This is a genomic window from Gimesia maris (assembly GCF_008298035.1).
In the GTDB taxonomy this organism is placed as follows: Bacteria; Planctomycetota; Planctomycetia; order Planctomycetales; family Planctomycetaceae; genus Gimesia; species Gimesia maris.
This window is the reverse complement of sequence record NZ_CP042910.1, coordinates 7,398,553-7,418,429: the sequence shown is the minus strand read 5'-3', so window position 1 is coordinate 7,418,429 and position 19,877 is coordinate 7,398,553. Positions and strand designations below refer to the sequence as shown.

General features: G+C 53.2%; 13 protein-coding genes. 6 read left to right on the top strand and 7 right to left on the bottom strand.

Features of this window, described 5'->3' with window-relative positions; translation table 11 throughout:
• Nucleotides 1-40 precede the first annotated feature (40 nt).
• On the bottom strand, nt 41-616 hold the full coding sequence (locus GmarT_RS27685; protein ID WP_002645463.1) for a class I SAM-dependent methyltransferase: 576 nt from the start codon (nt 614-616) through the stop codon (nt 41-43).
• 222 nt (nt 617-838) lie between these two features.
• Between GmarT_RS27685 and GmarT_RS27680 the strand changes: the two genes are divergently transcribed.
• Both GmarT_RS27680 and GmarT_RS27675 read left to right on the top strand, forming a co-directional pair.
• Nucleotides 839-3,013 (top strand): cation:dicarboxylate symporter family transporter, encoded by a 2,175-nt coding sequence (locus tag GmarT_RS27680; protein WP_002645465.1) that lies wholly within the window; start codon nt 839-841, stop codon nt 3,011-3,013.
• 271 nt (nt 3,014-3,284) lie between these two features.
• Entirely contained in the window at nt 3,285-4,436 is a 1,152-nt protein-coding gene (locus GmarT_RS27675; protein ID WP_149303508.1) for a hypothetical protein, read from the top strand.
• Between the two features lie 88 nt (nt 4,437-4,524).
• Here the strand turns inward: GmarT_RS27675 and GmarT_RS27670 are convergent, their stop codons facing one another.
• On the bottom strand, nt 4,525-6,141 hold the full coding sequence (locus GmarT_RS27670; RefSeq protein WP_149303505.1) for an arylsulfatase: 1,617 nt from the start codon (nt 6,139-6,141) through the stop codon (nt 4,525-4,527).
• A 358-nt stretch (nt 6,142-6,499) separates the two neighbouring features.
• Nucleotides 6,500-7,501 carry a sugar phosphate isomerase/epimerase family protein gene (locus GmarT_RS27665; protein WP_002649611.1) on the bottom strand — a complete coding sequence of 334 codons (1,002 nt, stop codon included), beginning with the start codon at nt 7,499-7,501 and terminating at the stop codon, nt 6,500-6,502.
• Nucleotides 7,502-7,636: 135 nt separating this feature from the next.
• Here GmarT_RS27665 and GmarT_RS27660 point away from each other — a divergent pair, with 135 nt between their 5' ends.
• On the top strand, nt 7,637-9,010 hold the full coding sequence (locus GmarT_RS27660; RefSeq protein ID WP_002649612.1) for a THUMP domain-containing class I SAM-dependent RNA methyltransferase: 1,374 nt from the start codon (nt 7,637-7,639) through the stop codon (nt 9,008-9,010).
• A gap of 2 nt (nt 9,011-9,012) precedes the next feature.
• Here the strand turns inward: GmarT_RS27660 and GmarT_RS27655 are convergent, their stop codons facing one another.
• The 3 genes from GmarT_RS27655 to GmarT_RS27645 form a co-directional block, all read right to left on the bottom strand.
• Entirely contained in the window at nt 9,013-11,094 is a 2,082-nt protein-coding gene (locus GmarT_RS27655; protein WP_002649613.1) for an ATP-dependent helicase, read from the bottom strand.
• Nucleotides 11,095-11,224: 130 nt separating this feature from the next.
• On the bottom strand, nt 11,225-13,786 hold the full coding sequence (locus tag GmarT_RS27650) for a DUF1080 domain-containing protein (protein ID WP_002649614.1): 2,562 nt from the start codon (nt 13,784-13,786) through the stop codon (nt 11,225-11,227).
• A gap of 72 nt (nt 13,787-13,858) precedes the next feature.
• Nucleotides 13,859-15,151 carry a Gfo/Idh/MocA family protein gene (locus GmarT_RS27645; RefSeq protein WP_002649615.1) on the bottom strand — a complete coding sequence of 431 codons (1,293 nt, stop codon included), beginning with the start codon at nt 15,149-15,151 and terminating at the stop codon, nt 13,859-13,861.
• A gap of 182 nt (nt 15,152-15,333) precedes the next feature.
• Between GmarT_RS27645 and GmarT_RS27640 the strand changes: the two genes are divergently transcribed.
• Both GmarT_RS27640 and GmarT_RS27635 read left to right on the top strand, forming a co-directional pair.
• Nucleotides 15,334-16,071: an AraC family transcriptional regulator gene (locus tag GmarT_RS27640; RefSeq protein ID WP_002649616.1), complete on the top strand. Its 738-nt coding sequence runs from the start codon at nt 15,334-15,336 to the stop codon at nt 16,069-16,071.
• 137 nt (nt 16,072-16,208) lie between these two features.
• Entirely contained in the window at nt 16,209-16,757 is a 549-nt protein-coding gene (locus tag GmarT_RS27635; RefSeq protein ID WP_002649617.1) for a pyridoxamine 5'-phosphate oxidase family protein, read from the top strand.
• Between the two features lie 229 nt (nt 16,758-16,986).
• On the opposite strand, the gene GmarT_RS27630 is transcribed toward GmarT_RS27635, so the two are convergent.
• A complete protein-coding gene (locus GmarT_RS27630; RefSeq protein WP_002649618.1) occupies nt 16,987-19,374 on the bottom strand; it encodes a peroxiredoxin family protein in 2,388 nt (795 codons plus the stop codon).
• A 211-nt stretch (nt 19,375-19,585) separates the two neighbouring features.
• Here GmarT_RS27630 and GmarT_RS27625 point away from each other — a divergent pair, with 211 nt between their 5' ends.
• The gene (locus GmarT_RS27625; protein ID WP_044240551.1) at nt 19,586-19,855 is read left to right on the top strand and encodes a MoaD/ThiS family protein; all 270 of its coding nucleotides are present in this window, start codon (nt 19,586-19,588) and stop codon (nt 19,853-19,855) included.
• The last annotated feature ends 22 nt before the right edge of the window (nt 19,856-19,877 follow it).

The window sequence follows — 19,877 nt, the reverse complement described above, 5'->3', positions numbered from 1 at the left end:
GATGTTCCCTGAATTTCCACCAGATGAGGGCAGACCCGATTTACCGGTTCCGTCGTTTCCGTGCTGCATAACTGTCGCGACGTTTCTCGGCATGAAACACAAAGTAACCGTCAATCTCGTGCACTTCGGTTCCGCCGAAAATGCTGGTCAGTTTCTTCTGGTACCACAGCCGTCGACGAGTCACCATCACCAGCTTTCCGCCGATCTTCAGACGATTGAAGCCCTTCATGATGAAATTCTTGGCGACGGAAAAATCCTCATGGTAAGGCGGGTTGGACAGAATCCACTCGAAGTCGGTCTCCTGATGGTCGCGAAAACCATCGCTCTGTAAAACGGTCACTCCCGCAGCCGCATTACGTTCCGCATTTTTTTTTGAGATGCGAACTGCGTCTGCATCAACGTCGGTCATCACAACATTTTCAGCACCAACGATCTTCGCTGCCAAAATTCCCACCACGCCACATCCACAGCCCAGGTCCAGCACTCGCTCGCCCGGCGCAAACGTCACCGTCGAGAGCATCGCTTCCGTACCCCGATCCAGGCCTCTGGGGGAGAACAGTTCGGGCGTTGTTTCAAAGCTGAACTGCTGATTATGAGAGGTAATGGAAAAGCTCATGTAGATTCGATAAGTCTGGTGATTGACAGGGTTTTCTGTTAAGAATCCAGATTCGCAGGGATTCGATGATTGTCTGGACTCACTGTGAAGATTACGTTATGACCTGTATCTTCAAGGGAACCATACACTTCCGGCAAGAGATTATCCACGGCAAGAATCAGTTTTCCTGTCAGACAGGTTTAATTTCACCCGCTGATATCTGAGTGCTCAAGGATCTGGCGAATGGGAAAAGTCAAGCAGTCACATTTTAAGCCCGGCTTAACCACCTGGATTCTGACGAGTCTGGTGCTGGGGATAATGTGTGGACTCTTTTTTGGTGACTTATGTTCGCCACTCAAAGCGGTCGGCGATGTCTTTATCGGTCTGCTGCAGATGACGGTTTTGCCTTACATCACGCTTTCACTGATTTTAAATCTGGGCCGCATCTCAATCCGACAGACTCGCAACATGGCGTTGACTGTCATCGTGCTGCTGCTGATTCTCTGGTGTATCGGCTTGTTTAGTGTCTGCCTGATGTCGCTTTCCTTTCCCTTCTGGCAGAAAGGCGCATTCTTCAGTACCAGTATCATTGATGGGCCGAAGACCGAAAGCCTCTACGACCTGTTCATCCCCTCGAATCCCTTTTTCTCACTCGCCAATAACGCGGTCCCTGCGGTCGTACTGTTTTCCATCGGCATGGGCATCGCCATCAGTGGCATTCCCAAACGCGAACGCCTGCTGGAACCGTTGTCCGTCGCCGTCAACGCCTTGATGCGGCTCAATCGTATGATCGTCCACGTTTCGCCCATCGGAATATTTGCCATCGTCTCCTATGCCATGGGCACGCTCCCCTTTGAAAAATTTGGACTGCTCCAGGCGTATCTGATTACCTTCTCCGCTGCCACACTCCTGCTGGCGATCGGCATTCTTCCGATGCTGATTTCTGTCTGCACCCCGGTCCGTTACTGGGATGCCCTCAAAGTTTCGCAGACCGCGGTTATTGCATCGTTTGTACTGGGCAGTACCTTCGCCGTTCTGCCTCTCATTGTTGAAGCGGCCCGTGAAATTCTGGATCGCTATCACCTGGAGAAAAAAGATACCGGCGGTTCACCCGATGTCCTGATTCCGCTTGTCTTTCCCTTCCCCGATCTCGGACGCATCGTCGGGTTGATCTTCATTCCTTTTTCTGCCTGGTTTTATGGTACCAGTATGTTGCCCGAAGAATATCCCCGCTTCCTTTCGCTGGGCATGGCCGGTTCCTTTGCGAAACCAGCGGTCACCATTCCCTGGCTGCTTGACCTGATGCACATCCCGCACGATATCTTTCAGCTTTATCTGGCGGTCGGCATTTACACCACTCGTCTGGGGGATGCCCTGCGTTCAGTTTACCTGTTTTCCTTCGCGATCCTCGCCGCTGCTTCGCTTTCCGGCACGCTTAAAATTCAGTGGAAACGTTTCATCTCCTGGTCGCTGTTTTCATTGTGTGTCGCGGGTGTCGTCATTGCCAGCATTCATGCGGTACTCAACTACACTTTCAAGGATGTCTACCAGTCCAAAGCACTGATCGCCGATCGTCAACTGCTCTTTCCCGGCGTTAAAGAGATCGTACTGGAAGAATCCGCTTCCAACCCCGATCCTATTCAGTCCGGCGAAACCCGCATCGATCGCATCCGCCGTCGCGGGACCATTCGGCTGGGCTTCGACGCCAAGCGGCTTCCCTTTTCCTACTTCAATGATCGCGGACAACTGGTCGGCCTCGACATCGATATGGCCCATCGACTGGCACTCGACCTGGGAGTTGATATCGAATTCGTTCCCTTTACCCCGCAAACACTGGTCAGTCAGCTGAATCAGGATCATTTCGATCTGGCCATGTCCGGTCTGGAAGGCACCATCGAACGGGCCACCGCGTTCCCCGTTGCCGATTCTTACATGGATGTGACGCTGGCACTGGTCCTGCCTGACTTCCGCAAAGTCGATTTCCTGGAGTTCGACAAATTACGCCATTCCGCCGATCTGAAAATCGCGGTCGTCGCCAACAGTTTCTACGACGAAAAAGCCCACGAGTTCTTTCCCAATGCGAGCTTTGTTTCCATCAACTCGGAAGAAGATTTCTTTGAAGGCAATGCCTCTCACGCCGATCTGCTGGTGACCAGTGCTGAAACAGGTGCCGCCTGGACGCTGCTGTATCCGAAATTTTCGGTGATCAATCCCTTCAAGAAAAATATTCGCGTCCCCATGTATTACCTGGGCGCTCACGACATCGAATTTGAAGAATTCATGGAAGTCTGGCTCGAACTCAAAAAGAAAGAAGGCGTCTTCGACACGCTCTACAAATACTGGATTCTCGGCGAAACCATCAACCCCGCCCCCCCACGCTGGTCCATCATCCGCAACGTCCTGCACTGGGTGGATTAACGAGAAATGAAATAGAGCCGTTCACAGCGGCGAACGCAAACAGATGGGTAGGCCCGAATGCAATTCGGGCCGAGCGCAGCGAGCAGGAAACTGTCAGAGAAAACGTGGTAAAAGTGTAACCCTGCGAATTTTAATCTCCGCTTCGTCTTGTTCGAGTCATTTCGTGTTTTTCGTGGTAGAAAAATTTGTCACGACGGTTCAATTTCTGCTACACTGCATCGACGAATGTATCTGTTTCTTTCTCATGAAAAAATTCAGCGCGGAGTGAAATATGGCCGATCGTCTGTCATTCACAATACTACTGCTGTTACTCAGTCTCTGTTTACGGTCACCAGTTCCTGCAGCAGAACCGGTTGACGATCAACGGCGTCAACTGAACCCGGAAGAAATCCAACAGACACTCGTTTTCCTGGCGAAGCAGCTCACCTCAAATCTTGATGCCATTCATACCTGGCAGGGAACTTATACGTACGTCAGAGATATGCAAATCAAACGGAACACCATAGGCCAGGTCGGTGTTCGCTGGGAGAGCACTTATCGACTGCTCCCTTTCTGGCTGGACCAACGGCAGGATAAACTGCGTGTCAATTATTATCTGACAGAAAAACCCGATGAGCTCGATCAGTTGCAACCGGTACCAGCCAAAATCGAAAGTACTTTAAATGCACAATGGATTGTCGTCAAAGGGGAAGAGTGCCTCGAATTGAGCGAGGAACGCTTCGGTTCCGTCTTTGGTTTTCCCGATGGTGTTCAGAAACAGATCGGCGGAGGCAGAATTCTGTACCGAAAATGGAAATTTGAATTAGAGCGGGACGGGCGGTTCTTTGATCCCAGAACAGAAGTGTTGGGGAATAGCTCGGGCAGCTTTGCCCGTACCCTTGAATTATACGCAAATGTACTCAGTGGCGCAGAGGGAAAAGAAAAGCAGGAGAAGTTTTCCCCGCGAGTTACCATCGCGGAAAGAAAACTGGAACACGGGCAGAAGCAGTTGATCGTCACGATCGAGTACAATCCCTGGAAGCCCAATGGCGTTCCCAGATTTAGTCAAGTGACTTACGATTCCCGATTTAGATTTAATCCAGTGAGATCTGAGCATTTACGCGGTACTGTCGCGGATCAGATCCAGACATTCTCTTATAAAAACGTCGATGGCATTTCTCTGCCTGAGAAAGTTGTTACTGAGTACTTCCAGTTTAGACCAGCCGGTAAGCGTGAGCTGACCTCACGCCGCACTTATACGTTACTCGATTCAAAACTGAATCAACCCATTAACCCGGACCAGTTCCAGATCAAATCATTCAATCTGCAGTATGGCGAACGCATGCTGGACAGAACCAAAAACAAAGCCTTCATCCAGGACCACGACGGCCTCGTCCCCGCCGAAGAATTTGAATTCAACAAAGAATCACAAAGTAAGAATTGAATTCAGCGACCTGTAAACAGCTGCTATTGGAAGTCAGCCATAAAAAATATTTCGTGTTTTTCGTGGTAGCAAAAATCGTATTCCATTTTTACTTCGGATACACGCCCACGCGTTTTGCCCAGACTTCCCACTTCTGAACCAGATCATCTACGATGGCCCGCCTGCGCTCCGCCAGGTTATTCAGTTCCGTGCGGTCGAGCTGCACATCGTAGAGTTCCCATTTCTGTGGCTGATAGCCTTTTGCCGGCGAGACGCCGCGCCCCACCAGTTTCCAGTTACCGGCTCTGACGAAGGCATTACTTTCATGCTCGATGAAAATCGGCTCGGTCCGGTTCAGCGGATCTCCCTGCATTATCGGTCGCAGTGAAATACCATCCAGCGCCGGGATTGGATTCCCATTAAATGTCTCGGGATACTTTGTTTCCGCCACATCAATCAGCGTTGGCATAATATCAATCAGCTGGGCCGGTTCCGTGATCCAGCGTTTCTCCGGTATGATCCCCGCCGGCCAATGCATGATGAACGGTGTCGACGTACCCCCTTCATGTGCGAAATGTTTATACAGTCGAAACGGCGTATTCGATGCATTCGCCCACGCTTTGCCGTAACTGTTGCTGTGGTCGAGATTGCGTTTTTCCACATCGTAGAATTCGCCGCGTCCCAGCACGCCCCCCTCGGCACAGCCCCCATTGTCTGAAAGAAACAGAATCAACGTATTCTCATACTGCCCGCTCGCCTTCAGGGAACTGACCAGTTTGCCGATGTTCTGATCCACGCGATCTACCATCGCCGCATAGATGGCCATTTTAAGGTCCATCTCGTCCTGCTTTTTCTCACTCAGAGTTTCCCAGGGGGGTACCTCACTGTCGCGGGGTGAAAGCTGTGTATCTTCCGGCAGCAGTCCCAGTTCTTTCTGTTTCGCGAGACGCTGTTTGCGGAGTTCGTCCCAGCCGATCTTGTACTTGCCGCGATACTTCCTGATTTCCTCTTCATGTGCCTGTAAAGGCCAATGCGGCGCGGTGTAAGCGAGGTACAGAAAGAAGGGTTTGTCCTGCGTCTCTTTTGCCTGTTGATGTTCGTTGAGAAAACGAATCGCATAGTCTGTGTACGCGTCGGTAGTATAGAAGCGGCGGTCTGTGGTACTCGCAGGGGTTTCGATGTCTTCATTCCCGAATGTCATACCCCGCGGTACGACGGGATGAAAGAACCGGGTCGCTCCCGAGACACAGCCGAAAAATTTATCGAACCCGCGCTGCAACGGCCAGCGATCCTGCGCGTTAAAGCCCAGATGCCATTTGCCCGTCATCAACGTCGCATAACCAGCCGGCTTTAAGACTTCCGCCAGCGTGACGCACTTGCGATTCAGGTAACCCTGGTACGCCGGTGGTTTGGAATAACCGCGAGTATCGCCGGGCGGGTTGGTCATCCAGCCAATTCCCGTCTGCTGTGGATGCAGGCCCGTCATCAAAGTCGCCCGCGTGGGACAGCAGCGACCCGAATTATAAAACTGGGAAAAACGCACACCACCCGCGGCCAGTGCATCGATATTCGGCGTTTCAATTTCGCCGCCATAACAGCCGATGTCAGAGAAGCCCATGTCATCGACCATGATCAGAATGATATTGGGTCGGTCAGCGGCCTGTGCGGTGAAAGCGACGAGGCAGACGACCAGGCAGGTGAGAGAAGCTAAGATTTTCCGAATCATAAACAAGCGCTCCCTCCTTCTCAGAAAATTATCAGGTCCACGGAGCGGGGGGCCGAGAATGCAATTCGCGGTTGTCATCGACAGCAGGAATCTATCATAACACGATTGCAAACGGGAAAGACGTTATCGACCTCTGTTAAATTCTGGGTTGCTATTTCCTTTGACAATTCGAAGATCTCACTGTCAGTTCCCTGCTCGCTGCGCTTGGCCCGATTTTTATTCAGGCCCATCCCAACGTGTATCATAATCAACACCATCTTAAACGGAATGGCGCCAGCCACCGGTATTTTTTACAGGCCCGCAGCAAATACCGACAGCTGGCACCGTACCGTTTTATAGTACGATGATCTCAAATTAATTACGACCACAGCGAGCGGAAATACTTCGCATCGACGGCGGTCTGATCCAGGCATTCCTGGGTCGACAGTTCCTTCCAGCTGTGACGTCCTTTGTATTCACTGTGTAAAGAGAACGTCCCTTCATAGCCCAGCTTCCGCAGTGCGGCGACATAGTCGGGAATGGGAGAAATTCCATCAGCGACGGGAACCGTTTTAACTTCCCATTTCTGGTGACCGTGCTTGTCACGTCCTTCGCCCCGTTCCCATGAGAAATTCTTGACGGCGCACAACGCGATCCAGGGGGCCAGCAGATCGAGTCCCTGCCGCCAGCCGTCGCCACTCCCCTCTTTGACCATGTGCAGCATATCCACGTACGCACCGACTTCCTGAGGCGAGTAATCCTGAATCAACTGATACAGTTGTGTGCCATGCGAAGGCAGAAACGCATTCGAGTGCACATGCACGCAGGGCAGGATCTCATATTTCTGACACAGCTTCGCAACCTTGCCGATCTTTTTTGTGGTCTCTTTCAACTGCTGCGCCAGTGTGCCAAACGTTTTATAGCGGTAATAACCGATTTTGACGCGGTCGATGCCCTGTTCCCGGGCGGTCGCCAGAATACGTTCGGCGTTTTTGTCGGGCTCGTCGATCATGGTCGTCAGAAACAGGATTTTCACGCCCGCCTCTTTCGCTGCCGCACATGCCTGCGGCAGTTCCTGCTCCGCGTTTTCGGGCAGAATGTGACCTTTGGGTCGTACGGTCAGATCGAGTCCATCCAGGCCGATGGACTGGAACGCCCGGCAGACATCAGGGATCGGCATGTCCTGGAAGCTCTTGGTGAAGGCACCCAGCTGATAGGCGGCGGCCGGCTTTGATTTCGCTTTGGAATCCTCGCCTGCCTGTAAGCCGTGTTGTGACTGCAGGATACCGGCGACTGCTGTACCCGTTAATACCTGCGCGGCGGTCTGTTTCAGGAAATCACGGCGGGGAAGCCGATTATAAGGGGAGGGAGTATTCCGCATGTTGAAAACCTTCTTTATGATCCGTTGTCCTGTAGATTTCGAGGAAAGCTATTTTATAGTAGTATGAACTGAGACCGACCCTTTTTCTACCAGATTTGCCTGATTTACTGAAATCGAAAGAGATCCCCGTTGAATATGTCCGAGCCGCTCACACTCGTTGCTACTACCGCTTTCGGCCTGGAAGCCGTGGTTTCGCGCGAACTGAAACAACTGGGATACGAAGAGCAGACCATTGAAAATGGCCGCATCACCTTTCAAGGCGATCTTGCTGCGATCTGTCACTGCAATCTCTGGCTCCGTAGTGCCGACCGGGTGCTGCTCAGCCTGGCGGAATTCACGGCGCTCGACTTTGATGACCTGTTCGACGAAATCCGCGACATCGAATGGGAACGCTGGCTGCCCCCTTCCGCCCAGTTTCCTGTCCGAGCCACCGCAGTCCGTTCCAAAATCAACAGTCCCAAGAACTGTCAGAAACTGGTTAAGAAAGCGATTGCCGAACGCCTGAAGGATCATTACATCAAAGACTGGTTTCCCGAAGATGGCCCGCTGTACTCGGTCAGCCTGTCGATTCTGAAAGACAAGGCTTCCGTCTGCATCGACACCACCGGCCCAGGACTGCATAAACGCGGTTATCGCAAGCTCGCCGCCGGCGCGCAGATTAAGGAGACGCTGGCAGCAGGTCTGGTCCAGCTCAGCTATTGGAATCGCGAACGGCCGTTTGTTGATCCCTGTTGTGGCACGGGTACGATTGCCATCGAAGCCGCCCTGATTGGTACGAACACGGCGCCGGGCCTCAACCGTGAGTTTGCCGCCGAAGGCTGGCAACAGTTGCCCCCCGAAATGTGGGAAGCGGCCCGCGAGGAAGCGCGCGCGCTCGCACGAACTGATATCGACTATCGACTGCAAGGCTACGATATTGATCCTGCCATGATTCGCATGGCCCGCTATCATGCGCAGCAGGCCGGCATGGAAGAATTCATTCATTTTCAGGATCAGCCACTTTCCGAATTCAGCACACCCCGCAAGTATGGCTGTATCATTACCAACCCTCCGTACGGCGAACGACTGGGCGATAAAGCAGACGCCGAAGTCATTTACCGTGAAATGAAACGGGTATTTGCGCCACTGAAGATGTGGTCAATTTATGTAATTACCTCGCATCCGGGCTTCGAACGCATTTACGAACAAAAGGCCCGCCGCCGCAAACTGTATAACGGTCGGATAGAATGCATTTACTATCAGTTTCCCGGCCCTCCTCCGCCGCGGAAGAAGTCACCCTGGGAACAGGCAGTCGGGACACAATCCGATTCAGCTGAGGAAACAGATGACGCCGATGAAACGCGGCAGGAAGAAGTTGCTTCCGAGCCGAACGTGACTCCACCCGAAGTGGCAAGCGAGAACCCGGGAGCTGCAGAATCGATTGAGACGGCTTCTACAGAGTCTACTCCAGCTGAAGATTCTGCGACACATGAAAAATCGAATGAAGAAACGGAAGACAGGCAAGAGTAGCTTCAGGCAGACCACATGTTGCGGATGTTCTTGCGGATGTCTTCTGCTGTCGTTTCGATCTCGGCTTCCTGGGGAGTATCCAGCGCATCGGCACTGAACGCCGGTCGTCGCTGAAACAGCGAGATCGTCTTTGGTGAAACAAACCGTGTCAGCTGGGCATAACTGTGTGCCTGGTTCCAGCGACGATTCTGGAAATACTGCCGATGAGGAAAGCAGACATACAGCCAGTTTTTCGCCCGCGTCAACGCGACATAAAACAGACGGCGTTCTTCGTCGATTTCGTCTTCGCTTTCCAGTGACATCTCTGACGGAATACTGCCATCGGCGGCCTGCAGCACGTAGACTGCGTCCCATTCCAGACCTTTTGACGAGTGAATCGTACTCAGTACCAGGAAATCATCGTCATCCGCGCCGCTGGCGGCTGAGACATCCTGCGTGGAACTGGGTGGGTCAAGGGTAATCTCTTCCAGAAAACTCATGCGACTGCTGAAGCGACTGGCAACCTGTTCCAACTGTTCCAGATCCCGTTGACGCGATGTCGCGTTATCGTATTGCTGGTCGAGCAGGGGACTGTAAAACGTGCGCACCTGATGCACTTCCGCCGAGATGCCCCGTTTTTCTGATTGGGGAGAACTCAGGTTTTTCATCAGCCGCACAAACAGAGGCCAGTGCTCAACCGTCGCTGCCGGCGGTTTGAATTCCGACCAGGCATCAAAGCGAAACTGCGATTCCGCCAGCAGGTTGATCAGCTGTTGTGCTTTTTTCTGGCCAATGCCCGGCAGTAACGTCAGTACTCGCAATCCCGAGACGGCATCGCGGGGATTTTCAGCCAGACGCAGATACGCCATCAGGTCTTTGACGTGCGCAGTTTCAATAAACTTTAAGCCGCCATATTTGTGATAGGCGATATTGCGTCGCGCCAGTTCAACTTCCAGCGAAAGACTGTGGTGTGAAGCCCGGAACAGGACCGCCTGCTGATTCAGGGGAATCCCGGCTTCCCGGTGTTCGAGCACCTGCTGCACGACGAAGTCCGCCTGTTCGTTATTGTCACTGCAGTCGACCAGGCAGGGCGCTTCCCCGCTGATCTTGGACGACCACAGGTTTTTCTCGTAACGTTCGTGTGCTTCGTCGATAATCTGATTCGTCGCCTGCAGGATGGGTTGCGTGCTGCGGTAATTTTCTTCCAGCGTGACGACGGTTGTTCCCTCGTATTCCTGGGGGAAGTCCAGGATGTTCCGTACGGTCGCCGCCCGAAAGGAATAGATTGACTGTGCATCGTCGCCGACGACGGTCAGTCCTTCACCGTCCGGACAGATGTTTTTCAGAATGCCCGACTGCAGGATGTTCGTGTCCTGGTATTCGTCTACCAGTACTGCTTCGAACTGGCCTCGCAACAGTTTGCCCCCCGCGGGATCAGCGGCGAGGGCATGCCAGAATAAAAGCAGGTCGTCGTAATCGAGAATGTTCTGCTTTTCTTTGCGATCCACAAACGCCTGAAACAGTTTCTTCAACTCGTCAGCATGTTCCAGGCACCAGGGATAATGTCGCTCGAGGATCGGTTCCAGTTTGGAACACGTATTCACACAGCGGCTGTAGATTTCCAGCAGGGTCCCTTTGCGAGGAAACTTCTTGCCGTTATTGCCCAGATCGAGTTCACTGCGGAGGGCGCTCATCAAGTCTTCGGCATCGCTGCGGTCGATGATGGTAAAGTCATCGGGTAGTCCGATGGCCTGTCCGTAACGCCTGAGCAGTCGCGCAGCCGTTGAGTGAAATGTGCCCCCCCAGATACTCCGCGATCGGGCCGAGGCGGTATTCTCGCGGCCGGCGCTCATCGCCCGCAACAGCGCATCGACGCGCCGGACCATTTCATTCGCTGCGCGGCGGGAAAACGTCAGCAGCAGGATCCGGCTGGGATCGATGCCTTGCGCAATCAGGTACGCGACCCGATGCGAAAGTGTGGTCGTTTTACCGGTCCCCGCACCGGCGATGATCAACAGCGGGCCCGTATCGTGGCAGGCGGCTGCCTGCTGCTCCGGATTGAGCTGTTTGAAAAGGTCTTCCAGTTGTGGGGGGATTTCTGACATCCATGCCTCGCCGAGGTCGAAAGAATTGCGAATCTGCTTTCTTTCTATTTTCGCCAGACAGACGACGACCGCAAGGGGCGGAAATCAAAAATGTTGCTGAACGACTGTTTTTCCCTCAATTCAGGGGTGATTACAGTTCCCGCAGGCGGACATTGCGGTAATGTGCTTCGTTCACGAGATTTCCATGAATCTGTAATGCGATGATGCCTTTCAATGGAATCTGGGGATCTGCTTCCGTAAAGTCGACTGTTTGTACATCGTTAATCCAGATGCGAATGCGGGGTCCTTCACAGCGAATGCGATAGCTGTTCCAGTCGTTCATGCGGACAGGCAGATCACGCAGTTCTGCAGGAGGCCCTGCCAGGATCTTTTTGCGGCGGGATTCATCATACAGGCAGCCCCAGTAGCCGGTTCCCAGGTCTGCCTGGTAGCCACTGACTTCGTGATGATCGGGAATTTCCGCGGTCCGAATCTGCACGCCGGCATTGGTTTTATCACCCAGCAGTTTGAATTCGAGCTTGAGCTCAAAATCATCGTACACTTTGTTGGAACGAAGAAACTCATTGCGTTCGACTTTCTCGGTCAGGCTGCCGGCGATGATTTCGCCATCTTCGATGCGAAAGATCTTCTTATTACCATGCCAGCCGTCGAATGTTTTGCCATTGAACAACGACTGAAATCCTAGTTCTTTCTCACCCTGTTTCGCCTGTGCAGAGATCCGTTCGTGCTGCTGAGCGGCTCGTTGTTTGAGGCCATTATTCGATGTGGAAGCGATGACGCGCTGTAACGCATCAGCCAGCAGTTCGTCGTCAATCGGAGTTCCCCGTTCGGCCCAAGAGACAATCGTCGTACTCGCAGGGACGTTCAATGATTTATCCTTGAGCAGTGAAACTGTGTAGTTGACGGCCTGAGGCGTCGGGTTACGGCGGAGCACTTCGAACACGAGTTTCTTCTCATCGTTACGTTCGGCAATCGCCAGTGTATTGCGGCAGACTTCCAGACGCTCTTCCGGGGTCATGTTCAGCTGTCGGGCCACGCGAATGTAACCACGCAGTGAGCGAATTTTGTATTTGTTGTTCTCCAGTGATTTCGCCAGTTCCAGCAGGGGGGGCGCGACGTCGATGGTCACCCATTTTCCCAGCAGGTCGGTCGCTTTGTTCTGCAGTGCGTCGTCATTCGATCGAGCGGCTGCCACGACGGTCTCTAGCGCGGTCTCACCTCCGATGGCCGCCAGCTGGTCCAGCAGAATCAGCTTCTGATCAGTGGTCGCGCCTTCGATGCCGCCGGCCAGTGCCTGTGCAGTCTCTTCCAGCGGCAGCCGCGAGCAGGCAGCGACGAGTGCCTGGCCTGCGGGAGAGTCGGGACTGGATGCAAGGGTGAGCTTGATTAATTTCGGAAGATCATCGAGCGAAGTGGTGCCGCCTAAAGCAGAGATGGCGGCCTGCTTCACTTCAGGGTTCGAATGATTCACCAGTTGCAACAGAACCGGAGTGGCTGAACTGAGACGACAGCCACCTGCCAGCTTGATGCCCGCCAGTTGCGATTCGCGAGTTTCACTCTCCAGCAGCTTACGGATACTGGCCTCAATGCGTTTTTCAATTTCTGCAGAAGGCTGACTGGAATTCAGTTTGACGATCACCGTTTCCGCAGCACCGGCGAGGTCGGCGTCTTTCTGTTTGACCAGTGCGAACAGGGAGTTCAAAGCCTGAGTTTTCTGTTCGTCATTCGCAACAGGCGCCAGTTCACCAATTGCAAAAATCGCCTGCAGTTTCAGTTCCTGGGAATCGCCCGAGGTCGCTTTAATCACCGTGGGCAGGGCAGATGGAGCTTGTAATGTCCCCAATGCAGCAACCAATAAGGCTTTACGTTCTTCAGGTAATCTCGGGTACGTTTCAATGAGAGTAGACGAAGATATTTTTCCCAGTTTCTGAGCCGCCTGCAGACCGGCACGGAATCGCTGCAGGTCGTCCGATTTAAGCTGTTCTGCCAATAGTCCCAGACCTGCCTTGCCCTGCAATACGATTGACTGTTGCGTCGCTGCCAGCAGGATATTATCAGGCAGATCCATTTTCTGTACGGTATTGACCAGTGTCAGTGCCAGCTGATTATCTTTGATATTTGCCAGCGACTTTGCACACATCAGGCAGGCAAATCCAACTTCCTGCTGCAGTTTCGCATCTCCTTTACCGAGTGCCAGCAGCAGAGCCTTGGCAGCTTCCGACGTACCAATTTCGCCGATCGCATGAGCGGCGGCGATTGCGACGTTTGTGTTCTTGTCTGAGAGCAGCGGAGTCAGATCGTCGACGGCTCCTCTGTCCTTCCGTTTTCCGATCGAATTGATCACGCCGACCAGCAGATTGCCTTTGACGGTTTTCAGTGCATCCCGCAGTGCTTTGTCAGCTGCCGGACCGGGGATGTTTTCCAAAGCCGAGCGGGCGTAGGTCGCCAGTTTTTCATCGCCCAGATATTTGGCGATGGCAGTTGCCGACGAAGCATCACCAATAGCGGCCAGCCGACGACAGGCCATCGCTTTGTCGTAGGTATCCGCGTCGGAGTTAAGTACTTTAACCAGGCGGGCGGCTTCGGGAGCATTTTTATCAGCAGTAGATTTATCAGCGGCAAAATTCATTGTCGGTGTCAGCAGCAGGCTGGTCACACACAGCATGAAAACGGAAAATCGACAGATCAACATGAGCACAAAATCCTCAGGGGAAGAAGACGTTATCGGAAATATTCAAATTCGGTTGTTGAAGCAGGTCGCGAATCAGACGGTCCACGGTTCGCGCATCGCACGGCTTCGCATGCGGTTGGCTTCCTCGTCGTTCACAAATTCTTCCGTTACCGGATCGAACTGCACCTTGCGTCCCAGTTTCCAGGCAATCGCAGCCGCGTGGCAGGCGATGTGTGAGCGGGCCATCACATCTTCGTTGGCCGCGGGCTTGGAACGCGTCTTCACACAGTTAAAGAAGTCGCGGACATGAAACTTGGGTGAGGTTCCCGGAATCGAACTGGGGGAAGGCAACGAAGCCCGCAACTCATTCGAAGAGACCGCAGTCTGTCCGGAGTCACCCGTTTCGACCCAGCCGGCTTCCCCTTCAAAACGGACGGGGCAGGTTCCCAGACCGAGCCAGCCATTGCGACGCATAACAAGCTTAACCCCGTTTTCGTAGACGCATTCTATGACGTTGTCGTCAGGAACGTCTTTGGGTTCGTAGGTGACGGGCATCGTATTATCGGCTTCGAGTGCCCACTGGCAGATATCCAGCGTGTGTGCACCCCAGTCGAGCAGCTTCGCACCGGAGTCAAAGTCGTAATGTCCGCGCCAGGCACCATCCACATACGCATGGTTATAAGGACGCCACGGTGCAGGGCCGAGCCACATGTTCCAGTCAACGACTTCCGGATCGGGCTCTGGTTCCGCAGGCAGCCAGTCGTGGCGATCGATCAACTGGTAGATCGAAGCGTGGACAGTATGAATTTTTCCCAACTGCCCGGTCTGCGCGAGTTTGGCGGCGTGGCCAAAGTTTGAAACGTTGCGGCGTTGTGTACCCGCCTGGAAGACGCGACCGGTCCGCTGAATCGTTTCCTGCAGTCGTCGTGCCAGCTCAATGGAGATCGCACAAGGTTTTTCCGAGTAGACATCTTTGCCGGCTTCGGCTGCCATCATGGAAGCGGTCGCATGCCAGCGGTCACCCGTGGCAATCAGGACGGCGTCGATATCATCGCGGGCCAGCAGTTCGCGGAAGTCGCGATAGGTGTCGCATTTCTGGTCGCCGTTCTGTTTGTCGGCCATCTCTTTGACGGTCTTGCGTTGATCAGCGCGAACATCGGCGATAGCGACGAAGCGGACATCGGGCTGCTCAAGCATGTGGCTCAATACATATCCGCCACGTCTGCGAATGCCGATCCCTCCCAGAATAATCCGTTCGCTGGGAGCCACGGTTCCGTTCAGGCCGAGTGCTGTTGCCGGGATAATTGTGGGGGCCGTGAATACGGTACTGGCGGCGGCTGCCGTCTTCATGAAGTCACGACGATTGAGAGCACTTTTCTTCGTCATCTGTTTCTCCTCGTTAGCCTGGGGGGAAGAGTCGGCTGATCTATGATTCAATGATTATAGCGGGTTGGTGAAACCAGTGTCTGCCTGGTTTTGTAAATTGTAATCGACGGGCCAACGTGCGTCTTGGAAATTCGAGGCGAATTTGTGTATATTTGGCGCATTTCTGGTCTCGATAATTTGCTATGAATGTTTCGTTACAACAGCAGTTTTTCAAAAAAGTCCCCGGTATTGCGCAGACCTGTCGCCTGTTCGAACATCTGCCCGATGTGTATCTGGTGGTGAAAGACGAACGGGGACGTTTCATCAACCATAATGCAGCGCTGTTGAGCTGGCTCAAGGTGGATTCGGGTGAAACGCTGATCGGCAAGACGGATTATGACATACATGCCCCCGATCAGGCCGAAGCGTATCGTCGGGAAGATCGTCGCGTGATGGAAACAGGGGAACCGCTGGTCGATCTCGTGCATCCGGTGACCGGCGGCGAGGGGGCCACGACCTGGTTTCAGGTGATCAAAGAACCGCTGTTTGATGTGCGCGGCAATGTGGCGGGCATTGTGGGGATGATGCGTGACTTCCGCCGCGCAGGTCTGGCGATTGCTCCCTATCTGGAAATGCAGCGCGTCTTTGATTTCATTAACGATCATTTTCAGCGCGAAATCACAGTGACCGAACTGGCGGCCTTGATGGGACTGTCCACCAGCCAGTTTCAGCGCCGGTTCCGCAAGCTGTTTGATACGAGCCCGGCCAGTTATATCAGCCACATTCGCGTTCAGGCCGCCTGTCGACTGCTGACATCGACGACTGACACGATTTCACAAATCGCCAATCAGACCGGATTTTACGATCACAGTCATTTTTCTAAAGTCTTCAAATCGCAGACTGGTGTCAGCCCGACCGTTTACCGCCGCAAGTATCAATAGCCACTGATCCGTTTGTATGTCGTTAATTTTCTCGAACCGATTTTGCCCGGTTCTTGTCCCTCTGCTATGATTGCCGCGACTGTTTCAACTGCCTGCCGACTTTCTGATCTAGTATTCAAAGTAAGAGCATCCAGAACATGGGAAAACAAATACCCGAACTTGAAGAACAGCATATCAAATTCATCGCCGCACAAAAGCTGTTCTTTGTTGGTACCGCGACCGCCGACAGTCGCATCAATGTGTCGCCGAAGGGAATGGATTCATTTCGTGTGCTGGGGCCGAATCGTGTGATCTGGTTGAACGTGACGGGCAGCGGCAATGAGACATCGGCCCATATTCAGCAAGACGGACGCATGACGGTCATGTTCTGCGCGTTTACCGGCAAGCCTTTGATCCTGCGACTCTATGGACAGGCACGCGTCATTCATCCTTATGATGCCGACTGGGACGAACTGTTCGCGCACTTTCCCTCGATTCCCGGGGCCCGGCAGGTATTCGACCTGAGCGTCGATCTGGTACAGACCTCCTGCGGCATGGCGGTTCCCTATTTTGATTACGTCGAGGAACGCGAACAGCTTAAAACCTGGGCCAGTAAACAGGGAGAAGCCGGCCTCCATCAATACTGGTACGACAGAAACCAGCAGAGCCTGGATGGTATTCCGACGCATATTCTGGAAGAAGAGTGATCAGAATCAAGGAGGATAGTCAAATAAAAATGGGTAAGCCCGAATGCAATTCGGGCCGAGCGCAGCGAGCAGGAAATTGGCAGAGAAGCAGAACGATTGCTGGAAAATCTGTCTGCCAGATATTGTTGAGATATGTCGCGTGACTAATATTTCGCAGGAGTGAACCGTCAGTTTCCTGTTGCCTGCGGCAATCCCGAATTACATTCGCGACCACCCGAGGATCACTCCTTTACTTCTTCGAAACGGCGCCGACCACTTCTTTGTTACCGGTATTGGGCAGGAGCCTCTGTGCTTCCTGCAACACGAATTTGGGATCCATGAACGGTTCGTAGCTGATGTCCTGCCAGACGACGTTTCCTTTGCCGTCGATGATGAAAGTGCCATGCAGGGGTTGTTTTTCAAAATCGTCGTAGACGTGGAATGATTTGAACACGTCAAGCTTGTCATTCGAGAACAGCGGGATAGGCAGATCCCCTTTGTCGTAGTTTTTGATCGACGTTTTCAAACCTTCGAGGTTGTCGGTACTGATGGCCACCAGCGGGAAGCCGGCCTGCTCGAATTCCTGCACCATGGGGGCGAACGCCTGCAGTTGCTCGGCACAATGCAGACAGCTGAAGCCCAGGTAGAAGATCAGCACGTGTGGCTTGCCGCGAAATTCGTCGGAACGGCGCACTTTACCGGTGGCGTCTTTCAGTTCCCAGGTGGGAGCCGGGCTGGGTTTCCAGCGGAAGGGGCCTAGCGTACTCAGATCGGGACGGTTACCTACATCGGTGGCGGCTGTCTTTTCAATGCGCCAGTCCGGTTTGAATTTCAGTTCGGCGGCGATCGGTGCCAGTCGTGTGAAGAGTGGCATGTCCAGATCGATGGAAGCTGAGATCTTCTGCAGCTTCTCGAATTCTTTTTTTGCAGCCGCTTTATCACCGGATTCCCAGAGCAGTTCCACCAATGTCGCCTGCGGGTGAACTTCATTCTTATGTGAGCCAATCAGTTTGCGTAACGCTTTCTCTGCTTTTTTACGGTCGCCAGATTTCCATTGAACGGCGAGCAGATAAACTTCATCCGCGCCCCCCGCTTTCTTCAGCAGCTCATAACCCGCTTTCAGATCACCCTGTGCAATCGCCTGATGTCCCTCCAGGGCTTTGATGCTCTGTTCCAGTTTGCGGACGCGTGAGAGGTACGGTTTCGCTGCTGTGTTTTTCGCTTTATCAATGATAGAGGCACGACTTTCGTCTGGTCTGAGTGCGACCAGTGGTTCCGCGGTCAGACTGGATTTTGCTTTGGCTTCCGCTTTTTCAACGGTTCGTTTGCGTTCAGCGGTGACGTCATCCAGTCGCTTTTTCAGTTGAGCCAACTGGGCATCACCCTGTTTGATATTTTTTGTCTGGTAATACGCCAGTCCCAGGTAGCGCAGGCGGTTGATCTGTTCTTCTTCCTCATCGGTCGGTTCTAAATACGAGGTCTGGCTCAAAGCGATCAATTCGTCCCACAGTTCGTACGTCCGCAGCACCTGCAGTAGACGCATCCGTCCGTACTTCGCACTGCCCCGTTTTTTGAAGGTGTTATATTTGGGATGCTGCGGCAGTTCTGTCATGTTTTTGGCGAGCGCCAGGGCATCGTGGACGCGACCGATAAAGATCAGGTTGCGGATCAGCCATTCGTTGTTGTGGGCGTAGTTGTGAATCTGGTCAGGCATGACAGCGTCGCGCATCATGTGTGCGTGATCGACGCGGGCCGAGGCTTCCTGCTGCCAGACCGCATCTTCATAGCGGTTTAATCGCGAATAGATATGACCGGGCATATGCCACATGTGGGCGATGCCGGGGGAAGACTGTCCACAGCTCGCCGCTGACGTCAGCGCCTGTTCCGGTTTGCGGTGATCCCACAAATGAATGCGGTAGTGATGAGCCGGGTGCATCGGGTTCTTTGCGAAGATGTCCTGCAGCAGTGCTTCAGCAGCGATGTAGCTGGTGCTGGCAGAACGCGAGTTATACAGGTGCACGGCCAGAAAGGCCTTGGCTTCCAGATCATCGGGGTACGCGAGGATCAGGTCTTCCAGCGCTTTGGTATAAGCTTCGTTACGCTCTTTGGATTTTTTCTTATCCGCGTTGATGTAGGCTGTGAGCGCTTTGATGTACTGCTTTTCGCGCGGGCTGGCTTTGTCCAGCCGTTTGTTGGCTTCTTCGATAAATCCTTTGGCGCGTTTTTCATTTTTCAGATTACACATCGCAGCGCCCCAGAATGCCATGGCACAGTCGGGGTCTAAATTCGCGGCGTGACGGAAGGAGCGTTCGGCTTCCAGGTACCAGAAACCGTGGAGCTGCCCCAGCGCCTGGTCGAGAAACTTCTGTGCGGCCGGATTCTTCACCGTCACATCAAAGTGCACATCACCGGTGCCCCCCATCAGGTAGGCCTGACGGCGGGGACCTTCATTAAAAACTTCGCCATGATACGAGTGACCAGCCAGGGTTTCCTCGGCGGATTTCGTTTCCGTTTTCTCCACGTCCGTTGCTGCTTTGTCGGCGCTGTAAGCCGTTGTAAGCGGCAGGCAGAGCAGACAGGCAGTCAATATAAGAAAAACACGATTTCTACGCATGGTCTCGGGCAGGAAGTTGTTCATGTGAGTCAACTTTTATGAGAATGAGGATGGTGGTTTATCTTCAGGAGAGAAACTTGATGTAGAACATGCCATTTTACCGAGACCACTTGGGGAATGTCGATGCTTCCGGGTATTTTCAGGCAGTAATTTCAAAAACCCCGATGGTCTGCTTTTGATCGCAAACCTGATTTTTATTGCCTCCGAAATTTGTACAGTGTAGGATATGACGAATATGGTCCGAGTCGTATTTACTGCCAACCTGGAACGTCATCTCAGTTGTCCGGAAGAGACTGTGTCCGGCACTACGGTGCGGGAGGCATTGGAAGCGGTGTTTGAAACGCAGCAGCGGCTGCGCGGCTATATTCTCGATGATCAGAGCCGGCTGCGTCAGCATATGGTGATCTTCGTGGATGGCCAGACGATTGTAGACCGGGTTCATTTAAGTGATTCCATCTCACCCGACAGTGAGATTTATGTGATGCAGGCACTTTCCGGCGGATAACGGTTTTTCCGTTCGTTACATT

Excerpts from the sequence above, each read along its gene's own strand:
- GmarT_RS27685 (WP_002645463.1), bottom strand. The coding sequence starts at position 616 with ATGAGCTTTTCCATTACCTCTCATAATCAGCAGTTCAGCTTTGAAACA.
- GmarT_RS27680 (WP_002645465.1), top strand. The coding sequence starts at position 839 with ATGGGAAAAGTCAAGCAGTCACATTTTAAGCCCGGCTTAACCACCTGG.
- GmarT_RS27675 (WP_149303508.1), top strand. The coding sequence starts at position 3,285 with ATGGCCGATCGTCTGTCATTCACAATACTACTGCTGTTACTCAGTCTC.
- GmarT_RS27670 (WP_149303505.1), bottom strand. The coding sequence starts at position 6,141 with ATGATTCGGAAAATCTTAGCTTCTCTCACCTGCCTGGTCGTCTGCCTC.
- GmarT_RS27665 (WP_002649611.1), bottom strand. The coding sequence starts at position 7,501 with ATGCGGAATACTCCCTCCCCTTATAATCGGCTTCCCCGCCGTGATTTC.
- GmarT_RS27660 (WP_002649612.1), top strand. The coding sequence starts at position 7,637 with ATGTCCGAGCCGCTCACACTCGTTGCTACTACCGCTTTCGGCCTGGAA.
- GmarT_RS27655 (WP_002649613.1), bottom strand. The coding sequence starts at position 11,094 with ATGTCAGAAATCCCCCCACAACTGGAAGACCTTTTCAAACAGCTCAAT.
- GmarT_RS27650 (WP_002649614.1), bottom strand. The coding sequence starts at position 13,786 with ATGTTGATCTGTCGATTTTCCGTTTTCATGCTGTGTGTGACCAGCCTG.
- GmarT_RS27645 (WP_002649615.1), bottom strand. The coding sequence starts at position 15,151 with ATGACGAAGAAAAGTGCTCTCAATCGTCGTGACTTCATGAAGACGGCA.
- GmarT_RS27640 (WP_002649616.1), top strand. The coding sequence starts at position 15,334 with ATGAATGTTTCGTTACAACAGCAGTTTTTCAAAAAAGTCCCCGGTATT.
- GmarT_RS27635 (WP_002649617.1), top strand. The coding sequence starts at position 16,209 with ATGGGAAAACAAATACCCGAACTTGAAGAACAGCATATCAAATTCATC.
- GmarT_RS27630 (WP_002649618.1), bottom strand. The coding sequence starts at position 19,374 with ATGAACAACTTCCTGCCCGAGACCATGCGTAGAAATCGTGTTTTTCTT.
- GmarT_RS27625 (WP_044240551.1), top strand. The coding sequence starts at position 19,586 with ATGGTCCGAGTCGTATTTACTGCCAACCTGGAACGTCATCTCAGTTGT.